Genomic DNA, 15,727 nt, shown 5'->3' on the forward strand with positions numbered 1-15,727 from the left:
ATCCCCCGCGAGCCCGAAACCCGCGCCAATCCGTGAAATACTGTGTTCCAGCAGCACTCCCGGTGCAGGCGTCTTGAAGTCAGCACCGGGGCTGCCATCTGAGTGGTGCGAGAGCCGCCGTCCGAAGCCTTCGGTGCGAACGGCCCTCGTGAATGCAATGCACTGACAGGGGGAACGCCATGCACATGCTCTACGACTCTGAATCCTTCGTGGTGGTCCACATGCAACCGGACGCCGCCGACGCCCAGGCAGATACCCCCGCTGCCTCTGCCCTCGTGCCCCAGCTCGCCCGCCACGGTTTCGAGATCGTGGACAAGCGCTCGGGCAAGGAGGTCTATCTGGACGGCTCCTGGGCCGAGATGTTCCAGGAGCAGATCCTCGCGTGGCAGCGCGACACGCCCACCCAGGAAGAGGTGGACGACACGCTCGACGGCTACGTGGGCCTGGCGCAGAACCCGGTCGTCATCCACTGAACCGAAACCAATGCGCCGGCACGCAGGGGTGCCTCAGGCACCCTGCTTCGACCCCGGCACGGCCAGCGTCGAAAGATAGGCCTCGGGCCCGGGGCGCTGGCGCGCCGCCTTCGGGGCGGCGGCACTGCCCACACTCAGGAAACACAGCGGCTCCTCGCCATCGGCGAGCGCGAACAACTGCCGCACCGCGCCGGAATTCAGCGCCTTGCCGCTGGTGAGCGCCGAGCCGAAACCCAGCGACGTCGCCATCAGCAGCATGTTCTGCAGCGCGCAGCCGGCCGCCACGATGCGCTCGGCGGCGGGAATGGCCGCATCGCCACGCGCCAGATCCACCACAGCCAGGAGGAGTACGGGCGAGCGGTAGGCCTTGTCGCGGGCCTGTTCGATCTGCTCGGGCAGCGCTTGGGCGTCCCGCTCGATCAGCGCCTGGGCGAAGGCATCGGCCAGCGCCGGGCGGGCGTCCCAGGGCACCAGCACCAGGCGCCAGGGCTGCAGGCGGCCATGGTCGGGCGACTGCCCGGCCGCGGCGACGATGGCCGCGAGCTGCGCGGCGTCGGGCCCGGGCGGGCCCAGGCGCTTGGGCAGCAGGGTCTGGCGCTTGTGCAGCAGAGCCATCAGGGCTGCGCCGTCGCCAGTCTCGGCCGTCAGCACCGCCGCTGGCGCCTCGCCCTTTTCCATCACCTTCCGATCCATCAGCCGCAGCTCCCCAGGTGGCCGCACTGCGTGCAGTAGTCGCAGCCGTCCTTGCGGATCACGGCATGGGCCCCGCATTCGCTGCATTTCTTGCCGGCCATGGCGGGCGGCATGCCGGTGGACAGGGGCGGCTCGTCCAGCGGCAGCACCTGCTGCTGCATGGGCTGGTCGGCGCGCCGCGCCAGGATGTTCTGGATGGCATAGGCCATGGCGGCGACTTCCGATTCGTGCCAGAGCGGCACGGGCGTGCCGTCGTCCTTGCGGTGGGTGCCCAGGCGCACGGGGCCGCGGTCCCAGGCGACCTTGCGCATGTCGGACAACGCCCGCTCCAGGAAACCGCCGCGCGCGGCCAGCGACAGCAGGCGCATGCTGGAGGTGATCCACTGCTGCGATTCGCCGCTCTGCCCCACGGGCATGAAGAACTCGATGGCCCGGTCCACCGTGCCGCCGCGCCCGTCGGGAACGGGCAGGAAGGAGACGACGAGGTAGAGCGTCTTGTGGCCTTCCTGCGTCCAGTATTCGAGCTTTTCGGCGACGGCGGAAAGACCGCCCTTGGGCCGGCTTTCGATCACGGCGCGCATCGGGTCCACGGGCGCCGCCATAGCTTCGGCAGGCGGCGGCGGCGCAGGCACAGCAGCGGGCGCTGTGGGCGCCGTGACCTCCAGCACCGATCCCAGGATGGTGTTGGGCCGGTAGGTGGCCAGCCCCTTCAGGCCCGCCTGCCAGGCCTGGCGGTAGAGGCTCTTGAAGTCTTCGTACGGGTAGTCCGCCGCCACGTTCACCGTCTTGGAGATGGCCGTGTCCACATAGGGCTGCACGGCCTGCATCATGGCGATGTGGTCGGCCGCCGGCATCTCCAGCGCCGAGACGAAGTAGTCCGGCAGCCGGTCCACGTCGCCTCCCAGCAGGCGGTAGAGCCGCCAGGCGTGGTCTTCCACCGCGTATTCGCTGGTGCTGCCATCGGCCTCTCGCTTGCGGCGGGTGTAGGTCCACGAGAACGGAGGCTCGATGCCGTTGGAGGCGTTGTCGGCGAAAGCCAGGCTCACCGTGCCGGTGGGCGCGATGGACAGGAGGTGGCTGTTGCGGATGCCGTGCTGGCGGATCAGCGCCTGGATGTCGGCCGGCAGCCGGCTGGCGAAGGTGCCTTCTTCCAGGTAGCCGTCGGCATCGAAGCGGGGGAAGGCACCCTTTTCCTGCGCCAGCGCCACCGACGCGCGGTAGGCCGCATCGCGCAGATGGCGGGCGATGCGCACGGCCATGGCGCGGCCCTCGGGCCGGTCGTAGCGCAGCCGCAGCATGGCCAGGGTGTTGCCCATGCCGGTGAAGCCCACGCCGATGCGCCGCTTGGCGCTGGATTCCTCGCGCTGCTGCGGCAGCGGCCAGAAGGTGAGGTCGAGCACGTTGTCCAGCGCCCGCACCTGCGTGGCGACGGCGGCCTCGAAGGCGCCGAAGTCGAAGGCCGGCTCGCCGCCCTGCAGGCCGAAGGGCTGGCGCACGAAGCGCGTGAGGATGATGGGGCCGAGGTCGCAGCAGCCGTAGGAAGGCAGGGGCTGTTCGCCACAAGGGTTGGTCGCCGCGATGTCTTCGCAATAGCGCAGGTTGTTGTCTTCGTTGATGTGGTCCAGGAACAAAATGCCCGGCTCGGCGAAGTCGTAGGCCGACTGCATGATGGTGTCCCACAGCTCGCGGGCGGACACGGTGCGGTACACCCAGAGGCCGTCGGCGCGGCGCCGGGCGCCCTGGGCCTGCAGCGCCGCGCCGGGTTCGGCGCGGTGGACGAGTTCCCAGTCGCCGCCCGCCTCCACGGCGGCCATGAACGCGCCGGGCACGCCGACCGAGACGTTGAAGTTGTTCCAGCGGCCCGGCGTGCGCTTGGCGGTGATGAAGTCCAGCACGTCGGGGTGGTCGATGCGCAGCACTCCCATCTGCGCGCCGCGCCGCGCGCCCGCGCTCTCGACCGTGGAACACGACTGGTCGAACACGTTGATGTAGCTGCACGGGCCCGAGGCCTGCGAGGCCGTGCCCTTGACGATGGCGCCGCGCGGGCGGATGCGCGAGAAGTCGTAGCCCACGCCGCCGCCGCGCCGCATGGTTTCGGCGGCCTCGCGCAGGGCTTCGTAGATGCCGGGGTAGCCGCCGTCGTCCACGCCCTGGATGCAGTCTCCCACGGGCTGCACGAAGCAGTTGATGAGCGTGGCCTGGATATCGGTGCCCGCGGCGCTCATGATGCGGCCCGCACCGATGGCGCCGGCGCGCAGGTTGGCGAGGAACAGCGCCTCGTGACGGGCGCGCTGCTCCGCCGGCTCCACGCTGGCCAGCGCCCGCGCCACGCGGGCGAAAAGCGCTTCGGCGTCGGGCTCGCCATTCTTCAGATATTTCTCGCGCAGCACGTCCAGGCTGATGGGCTGCGGCGTGTCGGTGGGCTGCGCCGGGATGTGAAGGTCGGGATGGAGGTCGCGTTGCATGTCGGGAGGCCCTATTGCGCAAGGCTGCCCGGCAGGGCAGCGGGCGCTCTTTTTACACCCGGGCCCGCACCACGGATAGCCCCGAAGTCCAAGCCCATCCATGCGGCAGGGACGTCGAAGCAGAGTCCTTGCGGCAGCGCAAGCGGGGCATTGGTTCTCCCCATGCAACGCAGTGTTGTTCCAGGCGCCACTGGCAAGACGACGTGGAGCCCCTACATTCTCAGGCCCTTACAAGATTCAGAAAGCTGTCTCCATGTCCGATACGCACACCACCGATGCCTCTTCGCTGATCGAGCGCCTGAACTGGCGCTATGCCACCAAGAAGATGGACCCGACCCGCAAGGTGCCGGCCGACAAGCTGGAGCGCATCATCGAGGCCGCCCGTCTGGCCCCCACTTCCAGCGGCCTGCAGCCCTTCGAGCTGCTGGTGGTGACCGACCCGGCCGTGCGCGCCCGCATTCAGCCCATCGCCTGGAACCAGGGCCAGATCGTGGACAGCTCGCACCTGCTGGTCTTCGCTGCCTGGGACAACTACACGGCCGAGCGCATCAACACCATGTTCGACTACACGAACGAAGTGCGTGGCTTCACCAACGAAGGCTGGGAGAACTACCGCCAGCAGCTGCTCAACGCCTACCCGCAGCGCGATGCGGAAGTGAACTTCGAGCACGCCGCTCGCCAGGCCTACATCGCCCTGTCGGCCGCCCTGATGGCCGCCGCCTACGAAGGCGTGGACAGCACGCCCATGGAAGGGTTCGACCCGAACGCGCTGGACGAGATCCTGGGCCTGCGCGCACGCCACCTGCGCAGCGTGGCTGTGCTGCCGCTGGGCTACCGACTGGCCGAACAGGACTGGCTGGTGAATCTGCCCAAGGTGCGCCGCCCGCGCGAGCGCTTCGTCACCGAAGTCTGAGCGCCGCAGCATGGGGCCGGGTGACATAACCGGCCCCCGCCCTTTGATTGCCAGGGCAGTTAGCTATCAACTCCATAGCAAACCAACCCCGCTGCCTGCGGGGCTCAGCGAGCTGGTGCCTGCCCGCGCAGCAGCTCGCTGAATTCCTCGGCCGGCAGCGGCCGGGAGCAGAGGTAGCCCTGAAAGCTGTCGCAGCCGCGCGCATGCAGAAAAACGCGCTGATCCTCCGTTTCCACCCCCTCGGCCAGCACTGACAGCCCCAGGCTGTGGCCCATGGCGATGATGGCGGCGCAGATGGCCATATCGTCGGTGCTCTGGGGCAGGTCGCGGATGAAGCTGCGGTCGATCTTGAGGACGTCGATGGGGAAGCGCTTGAGGTGCGCCAGCGACGAATAGCCGGTGCCGAAGTCGTCCACCGCCAGCCGCACGCCCAGCTCGCGCAGGCGCAGCAGCAGCTGGCGCGCCTCTTCCGGGCGCTCGGCCAGGGCGCCCTCGGTGATCTCCAGTTCCAGCCGGTCGGCCGGAAAGCCGCTGGCGTGCAGCGCGCCGGCCAGGCCCGCGACCAGGTCGCTCAGATGGAACTGCCGGGGCGATAGGTTGATCGCCAGCGTGCCCGGCAGAAGACCCGCATCGAGCCAGATCCGTCCCTGTCGGCACACCTCCGCCGTCACCCAGTCGCCCAGCGGCCCGATGAGACCGGTGCGTTCGGCCACGGGGATGAAGCGCGTGGGCGCGATCGGGCCCTCGACCGGGTCGGTCCAGCGCACCAGCGCCTCGGCGCCGACGATGCGGCCGCTGGCGATGTCCACCTGTGGTTGGTAATGCATCTGGAGGTGGCCTTCGGCCATCGCCAGGCGCAGCCGGGCCTCGAGCGCCAGCCGTTCGCGCGCCGCGGCCCGCAGTCCCTCGTCGAAGAAGCACCAGGCGCCGCGGCCGTGCGCCTTTGCGCCATGCACGGCCGCATGCGCGCCCTGCAGCAGCGCCTGCGCCGTGGTGCCGTGCGTGGGAAAGAGGCTGATCCCCACACTGGCTCCAGCCACCACCTCGAAGCCCTCGGGCGAGCGCCAGGGCTCGGCGGCAGCCGCGATCATGGTCTGGGCGATGGTGCCGGCGTCCTCGGGCCGAGCCAGGTGGCGCGCCAGCACGCCGAGCTCGTCGCCGCCCATGCGGCCCACCAACGCGTCCGCCCCCATGGCCAACTGGACCTTCCGGGCGATGTGCTGCAGCACCTGATCGCCCACGGCATGGCCGTAGCTGTCGTTCACGTCCTTGAAGCGTTCGAGGTTGAGCAACAGCACGGCCATCTGCTCTCCGCTCGGTCGTGCGGCCTGCACGGCCTCCTCCAGGCGCTCCGCGAAGTGGCTGCGGTTGACCAGGGTGGTAAGAGGGTCGTTGTGCGCAAGGAATTCCAGCCGCTGGTACTGGGCTTTCTCTTCGGTGATGTCGGTGAACACGCAGACGTAGTGGGTGGTCTGGCCCGCCGCATCGCGCACGGCCGACAGCGACATGTGCTCGGGGAACACTTCGCCGTTCTTGCGCCGGTTCCAGATCTCGCCCTGCCAGTGGCCCGAACGGCCCAGGCGCCCCCACATCTCGGCATAGAAGGCGCGGTCGTGCCGGCCGGACTTGAAGATGCGCGGCGTCTGGCCCAGCAGTTCGTCCTCGGTGTAGCCCAGCAGCCGGGTGAAGGCGGAATTGACCCAGAGGATACGGCTCTGCGCATCGGTCACGACCACGCCCTCGACGGTGTTGTCCACCACGGCGATGGCCAGGCGATGCCGCTCCTCGTCGCGGCGCTGCTCGTCCTCGTCGGCCAGGGTGCCCAGCAGGCGGCGGGGCCGGCCCTGGGCGTCGAGCTGGCGCCGGCCATGGGCGCGGAACCAGCGGTATCGCCCGTCAAAGCAGCGCAGCCGCAAGCTTTCGGAAAACGGGCCGTCCGACGCCAGCGCATGGCGGGCCGCGACCAGCAGGCGCGGTCGATCGACCCGCAGCACGCGGGACAGCAGGTGGAAGTCGTGCGCGAAATCGTCGCCCTCGTAGCGCAGCAACCGCTCCACCCCGCCAGCGAAATCGAGCCGGCGCCGGCGCAGGTCCCAATCCCACACGCCGATGCCGCCGCCGTAGAGCGCCTGCTGCAGCCGCGCCTCGCTGCGCTCCAGCGCGCGGCGGGTGGCGCGGGTGTCGGTCAGGTCCTGCAGCACGCAGAGCAGGTGCTCGGGCGCGTCGTCGGTGGCGGGGATCAGGCAGGTCGTGCCCAGCAGGGGGATTCCGGCCTCGTCGTCATCATCGCCATCGTCGCCCTGGGCGCCCGGCGCCCGGCGCAGGCGGTACTGGGCCACGTCGTTGTCCACGGTGCCCGAGCGCAGGCGTTCGGTCAGTCCCGCCACGGCCTGCGGCTCCACCGGCTGCACCAGTGCGTGGAAATCGAAGCCCTCCGGCACGGCGCCGTCTCGGGGCAGGCCCAGCCACTGGCGCAGGCAGGCGTTCATCCACAGCAGGCGCCCGCCCAGCGCGATGTGCGCCATGCCTACCGGCAAATGCCGTGCGAGCTGGTCGTGCTCGCGCTGGGTGGCCTGCCGGAGGGCCTCGCCGCGCCGCAAACGCAGCAGCAGCCAGCCTGCCAGCGCGGCCCACAGCCCCACGCACAGCAGACCGCCGGCACCGTGCAGGAACGCGAGCTGCGGCGCATCGCTCGCCCAGGCATGAAGCGCGGCTTCGCCTGCCAGCACCCCCAAGATGCCAGCGACCAAAGATAAGAAGGCCCTGCGCCATGCAGAGCCCTTCGGGCCCGAGCCCTTGCTGTCCATTGATTTCCTCGTTGCGTAGACCCGCCAGCGCGGCACCCGCGCTGCGGTGCTGCGACAATCGCCCGGCTATGACCCAAGCCTACATTCTCACTCTGTCCTGCCCCGATCGACTGGGGCTGGTGCATGCCGTTTCCGGTTTTTTGCTGGAACAGGACGGCAACATCGAAGAGGCCGCGCAATACAACGACCACGACACCGGCCTGTTTTTCATGCGCCTGCAGTTCGCCTGCGCCACGCACGACCAGGCCACGCTGCGCGAGCGCCTGGCCGCCTTCGCCGCGCCGCACCAGATGCGCTGGCACCTGCACGCGGCCAGCGAGCCGGTGCGCACCGTCATCATGGTCAGCCGCGAGGGCCACTGCCTGAACGACCTGCTGTTCCGCTGGAAGTCGGGCCTGCTGCCGGTCCACATCGCGGCCATCATCAGCAACCACCGCGACTTCTACCAGCTCGCGGCCAGCTACAACGTGCCCTTCCACCACATCCCGGTCACCAAGGACAACAAGGCCCAGGCCGAGGCGCGGCAGTTCGAGATCATCCAGCAGGAAGGCGCCGAGCTGGTGGTGCTGGCGCGCTACATGCAGGTGCTGTCGGACGACCTGTGCCGCAAGCTCGAAGGCCGGGCCATCAACATCCACCACAGCTTCCTGCCCAGCTTCAAGGGCGCCAAGCCCTACTACCAGGCGCACGACCGCGGCGTGAAGCTGATCGGCGCCACCGCCCACTATGTGACGGCCGACCTCGACGAAGGCCCGATCATCGAACAGGACGTGGCCCGCGCGGACCACACCGACACGGTGGAAGACCTCACGGCCCGCGGCCGCGACACTGAGAGCCAGGTGCTGGCCCGCGCCGTCAAGTGGCACACCGAGCGCCGCGTGCTGCTCAACGACCACAAGACCGTCGTCTTCCGCTGAAGCCCCCGCCATGGCCACCGGCAGCAGCACCCCGAAGGACGCCTTCTCCACACGCGGCCAGGACGGCGCTGCCGCCGGCTGGGCCAGCGGCGCCCGGCGCATCCCGCCCATCCAGTGCCTGGTCACCTTCGAGGCGCTGGCCCGGCTGCGCAGCGTGACGCAGTCGGCCGAGGAGCTGTGCGTGACGCCCAGCGCGGTGAGCCACCGCGTCAAGCAGCTCGAACAGATCCTGGGCACGCGGCTCTTCGGGCGGGCGGACTTTTCCCTCACCACCGAAGGCAGCGCCTACCTGGCCCAGGTGCGCGAGGGCCTGAGCGCGCTGCAGCGCTTTCCGGGCAGCGACGCCACGCCGGGCAAGCGCCGGCTCAAGCTGGCCGTCACGCCCACGTTCGCGCGCGCCATCCTGATTCCGCGGCTGCGGCAGTTCACCGAGGTCTATCCCGAGATCGACCTGGCCCTGCAGGTGTCCATCCCGCTGCTGGACGTGGTGGCCGAGGACGCCGACCTGGTCGTGCGCTTCGGCCCCGGCCACTACGCCGACATGGAGCACGTGGAGATCGCACGCGACATGGTCACGCCGCTGGCCTCGCCCGCCTTCCTGCGCGAGCACGGCCCCTTCGAGCGGCCCGAGGACCTGGAAGGCACCCCGCTGCTGCGCAGCCCGCTGGAGCCCTGGCGGACCTGGTTCGCCGCCTGCGGCCTGGACTGGCCCGCGCCCAGCGAAGGCTCGCAGTTCAACGACATCGGCCTGATGTGCGATGCCGCCGCCGCCGGCATGGGCGTGGCGCTGGTGCGCCTGAAGCTGGGCGCCCCCTGGCTGGACCAGGGCACGCTGGTGCGCCTCTTCGACGTGCAGGCGCCCAGCCCGCATGCGCACTACCTGTGCTGGCGCACCGGCACCATGGACCGCTGGGAATGCGCGGCCTTCGCCGAATGGCTGCAGCGGGCGATGAACTGACCGGGCCTCCGGCAGCCCCTTGCTGCCACTTTCGGCGGCAGCGCTCACCCCGCCGCGCCAGCTGCTATTAAAAAAATAGAGGAATCCTCTCCCTCTCATCGCCCATGGCCCAGCCCCCCCACGACGCCCCCGCCGCAGCCGCCGCCTTCAAGAAGCGCTACCCCACGCTGGAGCAGAACGCCGTACTCAACGCCACGGCGCGCACGGTGCTCATCAGCGCCCTGGCGGGCACGGGCAAGACCACCACGCTGGCGATCAAGGCCGCCGACCTGGTGCAGACCCGGGGGGCGCGCCGCGTGCTGATGCTGGCCTATTCCGACGCGGGCCTCGCCGCCATCCACGACCGGCTGGCGCGCTTCATGTCCTCCGACGCGCGCGAAGTGCAGATCATGACGGTGGACCAGCTCTGCGCCGGCCTGCTGGAAGCGCAGGGCCTGCCCGTGCAGCGCCTGACCGAGCCGCTGGAGCGCAATCTGCTGATCCGCCAGGCCCACGCCGCGCTGCAGCAGCAGGCCGACGCACCGCCCGAGGCGGCGGACTTCCTGGCGCGCGAGCTCGACGTGCAGGCCTTCACCGACTTCGAGGCCCTGGCCAAGCAGCGGCTGCTGCAGCAGGGCATCGCCCGCGATGGCCTGAGCGCCGCCGCCTACTGCCGCGAGCAGGCGCTGGACTACGGCCTCTACCTGCTGCTGCGCCAGTACGAGCGCCTGCGCCGGGGCCCGGACGACGAGCCCCTCTTCTACGCCCCGGGCGACTGCACCTACGAAATCGCCCGTCAGCTCTGGGAGCTGGACTTCGGCGACGCCTACGCCCCGCTGCAGGGCCGCTACGACGCGGTGCTGTTCGACGAGCTGCAGGATCTGGACGAGGCCGCCATGCTGGTGCTGCGCCACCTGGTGGCCGGCGGCAATGGCGTCTTCGTGGGCGCGGGCGACTTCAACCAGCACATCCTGCCCGGTGCCTTCTCCGTCTTCGGCGACGGGCTGGAACGCATCCGCCAGCAGCTGCCCGAGCCGCCCGAGGTGCTGACGCTCAACACCACCTACCGCTTCGGACCGGCCATCTGCGACGGGCTCAACCCGCTCTTCGGCGTGGACTTCGCCGCGCACTACGCCACCAAGCCGGCGCGCTTCGAGCGGCTCTCGTATGCAAGCGACGAAGACTGCGCCCAACAGCTGCTGGCCATCCACCAGGCCGTGCGGCGCGAACCGCCCGCCGCGAACGGTACGGCGCCCTGCCTGCACGTCGTGCTGCGCTCGCCCGAAGATTCGGTGCTGCTGGAATGGCGCTTCGCCCACGAGGGCGTGCACTACGCCTGCAAGGGCCTCAAGCGCTTCTACCAGCGCCGCGAGATCGCGCTGGTGCTGGCGCTCTTCTGGGCCCTGCCGGGCTGCGGCAGCCAGGTGCGGCTCACCCAGGGCATTCTCAGCAGCGCCATCGAAGGCCTGCTGCGCTACGTGCGCCGCGCCAGCCGGCCCGACGCCGACCGGCTGGCCAACGGCCTCTTCGACCTGCAGGCGCTGGCGCAGACCTCCGCCGCCGAGGTGGACACCCGCGCCGTGGCTGCCGAGCTGCTGGCCCAGCAGGAACGCATGCGCGGCTTCCTGCTGCGCGCCAGCTTCGACCCGAACGCGCCCGTGGCCTCCGCCGCATGCGAGGCCTGGCTGGCGCTACCGCCCGAAGTCTGCGCCGACGCCGGCCGGCTCTGCCGCCACCCGCTGCTGCACCGGTTTTTCACCGAGGCATCCATCAGCCCCGAGGAACTGCGCCAGTGCCTGGACAGCCTGCAGGCGCTCTCGCGCATCTGCGCGGGCCTGAGCGTGGATGAATTCCTGGGCCAGCTCGCGCTCATGGTGCAGTCCAGCATCCGCCAGCACCGCCAGAACGAGGCGCCCAGCCTGCAGCTGCTGACGGTGGAGCGCTGCAAGGGCCACGAATACGAGCACGTCGCCGTGCCGCTGGTCGAGCGCGGGCGCTTTCCGCGCACCGCCGCCCCGCAGGAGGCCTACCGCGAGCGCAACATGCTCTACGTGGCCCTCACCCGCGCCACCCGCCGCCTGTGGCTGCTGGAGGGCCGCGACCGGCCGGTGAGCCCCGGGCCGGTGTAAGCGCCTCTCAATTACTGAAGGAATCAGGCCACAGCCTGCCATCTACCTGGGCATGGCGCTCATCTATCCATAGCAAACACAAGCCGCAGCCCTGGTGCAGCCCCGATGCCGCCGGCCTGCGCCCGCGATGCCGCCCTTCACGCGGCGCTGAAAGAAAACTCACGCACCGGCGCGCGTCCATCCTCTACAGTGGCGGGCATGAGCGCCGCCGTATCCCTTCCCTCCGCTTCCGCCCCTGACTCCGCCCCCAGCGCCGCCGAACGCGCCGCCCGGCAGGCGCAGGTGGTGCAGGCCCTCTCGGCCCACCTGCCCGCGCATATGCTGCTCTGGCATGCGGAAGACACCACGCCCTACGAATGCGACGGCCTCACCGCCTACCGCCAGCGCCCGCTGGTGGTCTGCCTGCCCGAGACCGAGGCGCAGGTGCAGGCCGTGCTGCGCACCTGCCATGCGCTGGGCGTGCCCGTGGTGGCGCGCGGTGCGGGCACGGGCCTGTCAGGCGGGGCCATGCCGCACGCCCTGGGCGTCACGCTGTCGCTGGCGCGCTTCAACCGCATCCTGGGCATCGACCCGGTCAGCCGCACCGCTCGCGTGCAGTGCGGCGTGCGCAACCTGGCCATCAGCGAGGCGGCCGCGCCCTGGCAGCTCTACTACGCGCCCGACCCATCCAGCCAGATCGCCTGCACCATCGGCGGCAACATTGCCGAAAACTCCGGCGGCGTGCACTGCCTGAAATACGGTCTCACCGTGCACAACGTGCTGCGCGTGCGCGGCTTCACCGTGGAAGGCGAGCCGGTGGAATTCGGCAGCGAGGCGCTCGACACCCCCGGCTACGACCTGCTGGCCGCCGTGATCGGCAGCGAAGGCATGCTGGCCGTGACCACCGAGGCCACGGTGCGCCTCATCCCCAAGCCCCAGCTGGCGCGCTGCATCATGGCCAGCTTCGACGATGTGCGCAAAGCCGGCGACGCGGTGGCCGCCGTCATCGCGGCCGGCATCATCCCGGCCGGGCTGGAGATGATGGACAAGCCCATGACCGCCGCCGTGGAGGACTTCGTCAAGGCCGGCTACGACCTCACGGCCGAAGCCATCCTGCTGTGCGAAAGCGACGGCACGCCCGAAGAGGTGGAGGAAGAGATCGGCCGCATGAGCGAGGTGCTGCGCGCGGCCGGCGCCACCGCCATCACCGTGAGCGAGAACGAGGCCGAGCGCCTGCGCTTCTGGAGCGGCCGCAAGAACGCCTTCCCGGCCAGCGGCCGCATCAGCCCCGACTACATGTGCCTGGACTCCACCATCCCGCGCAAGCGCCTGGCCGACATCCTCCTGGCCATCGCCGAGATGGAGAAGAAATACCGCCTGCGCTGCTGCAACGTCTTCCACGCCGGCGACGGCAACCTGCACCCGCTGGTGCTTTTCGACGCCAACGACCCCGACGAGCTGCACCGCTGCGAGCTCTTCGGCGCCGACATCCTGGAAACCAGCGTGGCCATGGGCGGCACCGTCTCGGGCGAACACGGCGTGGGCGTGGAAAAGCTCAACAGCATGTGCACCCAGTTCACCACCGAGGAGAACGCGCAGATGTTCGCACTCAAGGCCGCGTTCGACCCGGCCGGCCTGCTCAACCCGGGCAAGGTCATCCCGACGCTGAACCGCTGCGCGGAGTACGGAAAGATGCTGGTGCGCGGCGGGCAGATCGCGCACCCGGACCTGCCGCGGTTCTGACGCGGCGCCGCGCGAGCCGCCTGGCATCTGCTCCAGCGAAGTCAGATGCTGGCGAGCACCGCGCGCGCAGCGTCCATCAGCTCCCGGGCGTGCGACAGCGCGAAGAGCAGCAGCCCCACCAGCCCGCCCACCACCGTGCCGTTGATGCGGATGTACTGCAGGTCGCGGCCGATGTGCAGTTCGGCCAGGCGCGCCATCTCGCGTGCATCCCAGCGCTCGACAGTGGCGCGGATGTGGTCGGCCACCGAGCGCGACACATCGGGCGCCCACTGGGCGGCCCAGAGTTCGAGCCGCACGTTCAGGCGCACGCGCAGCGCCGCATCGCCGGCCAGCGACATGCCCAGCCACTGGCCCATGGCGGCCACCTGGCGCGAGACCTCGGAATGCTCGTCGTTCAAGTCGCGGCGCAGCGCCTCGCGCACCCGGCCCCACAGCTCCGCCACATAGGCGCCGAGCTTGGGGTCGTCCTGCAGATAGGCGCGGATCTCCTCGCCGCGCCGGGCCCAGTCGGGGTCGGTCTGCAGTCGGTCCACCAGGCGCTGCAGGGCGGTGTCCAGCGCGTCGCGCAGCTGGTGGTGCGGGTCCTGGGCGACTTCTTCGAGCAGGCTCTCGATGGCGTGGGCGATGGCGCCGGCACCCTTGGCGCCCAGCCAGTCGGTGGGCAGCACCTTTTCCTTCAGCGGGTGCTCGCGCCGGATCCACTGCACCAGCGTGTCGGCGATGAAGGCGCGCGTCTCGGCCGACTGCAGCATGCCGCCCAGGCGCAGCAGCAGGTCGTCGAGCAGCGCCTGGTGGCGCCCGCCCTGGGTGAGCGCGCCCAGGGCCGCGCCCATGGACCGGCTGAGGTCGATGCGCCCGAGCAGCGCGCGCGCCGCCTGGCCCAGCAGTTCCTGGATCTTGGTGTCTTCCACGGTGTCGAGCGCGGCGGCGGCCAGGCGCGCGACCTGCCGGCCCAGCAGGCCGGCATTGGCCGGTGCCGTGAGCCACTGGGCCAGCATGTCGGCCGGGTCGTGCCGGCGGATCATGCTGACCATCGAGGGCGCGTCGAGGAATTCCCCGCGCACGAACTCGGCCAGATTGCCGCCGATGCGGTCCTTGTTGCGGGCGATGATGTCGGTGTGCCCGCCGACCCAGGGCAGCGGGATGCGGCGGAACAGCGCGGAGACGGCAAACCAGTCGGCCAGCGCGCCGACCAGGGCGGCCTCGGCCACGGCGCGAACGCAGTCCACGGCCAGGCCGCGCGGGAAGAGATAGGTGGCGGCGAACACCGCCACCACCATCAGCAGCAGGCCGGTGGCCTGGCGCTTGGCGCGCTGCAGCAGCGCTTCTTGGTCCTGTCGGGGGGCTTGCAACGGCATGGCCCAAAGAATAGCCGCCGGGGCGGCGCCGCGCCAAGGCGCGGCCTCTTTCCCTGCAGGGTCAGCGGGGGATGACCTGATCGAGGGCGGTGCGCAGATGGCCCACGGTGCGCTCCACGTGGTGCCACTTCTCCAGCCCGAAGAGGCCGATGCGGAAGGTGCGGAAGTCCGCGCCCTCGCCGCACTGCAGCGGCACGCCGGCGGCGGTCTGCAGGCCCGCGGCCGCGAACTTGGAGCCGTTCTGGATGCCTGGGTCGGTGGTGTAGCTCACCACCACGCCGGGCGCCTTGAAGCCTTCTGCCGCCACGCTGGGCAGGCCGCGCGATTCGAGCAGCTCGCGCACCTGGGCGCCCAGGGCGATCTGCTCGGCGCGCACCTTCTCGAAGCCGTAGTCGCGGGTCTCCAGCATCACGCCCCGCAGCTGCACCAGCGCGTCGGTGGGCATGGTGGTGTGATAGGCGTGCTGGCCCTTTTCGTAGCCTTCGGCGATCTGCATCCACTTCTTCAGGTCGCACGAGAAGCTGGAGCTCTGCGTGCCTTCGATGGCCTCGCGGGCGCGCTCGCTCAGCATCACCATGGCGCAGCAAGGCGAGCCGCTCCAGCCCTTCTGCGGCGCGCTGATGAGCACATCCACGCCAGTGGCGCGCATGTCCACCCACATGGCGCCGGAGGCCACGCAGTCGAGCACGAAGAGCGCCCCCACCTCGTGCGCGGCGTCGGCCACGGTGCGCAGGTAGTCGTCCGGCAGGATGATGCCGCTGGCGGTTTCCACGTGCGGCGCAAAGACGACCTTGGGCCGCTCGGCGCGGATGGCCGCGGCCACCTCGTCGGCCGGGCATGGCGCCCACGGGGCCTGCGCGCCCTCGCCCTGCTGGCGGGCTTTGCACACCACGGCGCCGCCACCCAGGCCGCCGGCGTCGAAGATCTGGCTCCAGCGGTAGCTGAACCAGCCGTTGCGCACGATCAGCACCTTCTCGCGGTTGGCGAACTGGCGCGCCACGGCCTCCATGCCGAAGGTGCCGCTGCCCGGCACCAGCACGGCCGTGTGGGCGCCGTACACCTGCTTGAGCGTGGCGAGGATGTCCTGCATCACGCCGGTAAAGCGCTTGGACATGTGGTTGAGCGCACGGTCGGTATAGACCACCGAGAATTCGAGCAGACCGTCAGGGTCGATATGGGGCAGCAGGCCGGGCATGGAAGGGTTCTCCGAATCGCAGACGAACAAGTCGCGGGGCAGCTTAGCACGCACCTCTTGCACCCTCTGTCGCGTTCCATTCGAGACCCTCGAGCCGCCGCTGAAGCGCGCCGCGTGA

At 70.3% G+C, this 15,727-nt stretch carries 11 protein-coding genes; 6 read left to right on the forward strand and 5 right to left on the reverse strand.

All coding sequences use genetic code 11. From position 1 onward, the window contains the following. Nucleotides 1-179 precede the first annotated feature (179 nt). Nucleotides 180-473, forward strand: coding sequence for a BTH_I0359 family protein (locus tag AC3A84_RS16975; RefSeq protein WP_487971208.1), 294 nt, complete (start codon nucleotides 180-182; stop codon nucleotides 471-473). Between the two features lie 33 nt (nucleotides 474-506). Here AC3A84_RS16975 and AC3A84_RS16980 read toward each other — a convergent pair whose 3' ends face one another. Next, a complete protein-coding gene (locus AC3A84_RS16980) occupies nucleotides 507-1,166 on the reverse strand; it encodes a nitroreductase family protein (RefSeq protein ID WP_487971209.1) in 660 nt (219 codons plus the stop codon). Further along, the gene (locus tag AC3A84_RS16985; RefSeq protein ID WP_487971210.1) at nucleotides 1,166-3,631 is read right to left on the reverse strand and encodes an adenosylcobalamin-dependent ribonucleoside-diphosphate reductase; all 2,466 of its coding nucleotides are present in this window, start codon (nucleotides 3,629-3,631) and stop codon (nucleotides 1,166-1,168) included. Before AC3A84_RS16985 ends, AC3A84_RS16980 begins: the two co-directional genes overlap by 1 nt. Before the next feature lie 253 nt (nucleotides 3,632-3,884). Between AC3A84_RS16985 and AC3A84_RS16990 the strand changes: the two genes are divergently transcribed. Next, nucleotides 3,885-4,544, forward strand: coding sequence for an NAD(P)H-dependent oxidoreductase (locus tag AC3A84_RS16990; RefSeq protein ID WP_487971211.1), 660 nt, complete (start codon nucleotides 3,885-3,887; stop codon nucleotides 4,542-4,544). 104 nt (nucleotides 4,545-4,648) lie between these two features. On the opposite strand, the gene AC3A84_RS16995 is transcribed toward AC3A84_RS16990, so the two are convergent. Beyond that, nucleotides 4,649-7,273, reverse strand: coding sequence for a sensor domain-containing protein (locus tag AC3A84_RS16995; RefSeq protein WP_487971271.1), 2,625 nt, complete (start codon nucleotides 7,271-7,273; stop codon nucleotides 4,649-4,651). 146 nt (nucleotides 7,274-7,419) lie between these two features. Here AC3A84_RS16995 and purU point away from each other — a divergent pair, with 146 nt between their 5' ends. From purU to AC3A84_RS17015, 4 genes are all read left to right on the forward strand, one after another. Continuing rightward, nucleotides 7,420-8,268: a formyltetrahydrofolate deformylase gene (gene purU, locus AC3A84_RS17000; RefSeq protein ID WP_487971212.1), complete on the forward strand. Its 849-nt coding sequence runs from the start codon at nucleotides 7,420-7,422 to the stop codon at nucleotides 8,266-8,268. A gap of 10 nt (nucleotides 8,269-8,278) precedes the next feature. Continuing rightward, nucleotides 8,279-9,226, forward strand: coding sequence for a LysR substrate-binding domain-containing protein (locus AC3A84_RS17005; protein WP_487971213.1), 948 nt, complete (start codon nucleotides 8,279-8,281; stop codon nucleotides 9,224-9,226). 104 nt (nucleotides 9,227-9,330) lie between these two features. After that, nucleotides 9,331-11,334, forward strand: coding sequence for a UvrD-helicase domain-containing protein (locus AC3A84_RS17010; protein WP_487971214.1), 2,004 nt, complete (start codon nucleotides 9,331-9,333; stop codon nucleotides 11,332-11,334). A 198-nt stretch (nucleotides 11,335-11,532) separates the two neighbouring features. Then, nucleotides 11,533-13,056, forward strand: a complete 1,524-nt coding sequence (locus AC3A84_RS17015; protein ID WP_487971215.1) for an FAD-linked oxidase C-terminal domain-containing protein — start codon at nucleotides 11,533-11,535, stop codon at nucleotides 13,054-13,056. Between the two features lie 41 nt (nucleotides 13,057-13,097). Here the strand turns inward: AC3A84_RS17015 and AC3A84_RS17020 are convergent, their stop codons facing one another. Next, complete coding sequence (locus AC3A84_RS17020) at nucleotides 13,098-14,414, reverse strand: DUF445 domain-containing protein (RefSeq protein WP_487971216.1); 1,317 nt, start codon at nucleotides 14,412-14,414, stop codon at nucleotides 13,098-13,100. A gap of 61 nt (nucleotides 14,415-14,475) precedes the next feature. Then, complete coding sequence (locus tag AC3A84_RS17025) at nucleotides 14,476-15,609, reverse strand: pyridoxal-phosphate-dependent aminotransferase family protein (protein ID WP_487971217.1); 1,134 nt, start codon at nucleotides 15,607-15,609, stop codon at nucleotides 14,476-14,478. Nucleotides 15,610-15,727: the final 118 nt, after the last annotated feature.

It is taken from the genome of Paracidovorax sp. (assembly GCF_057642795.1).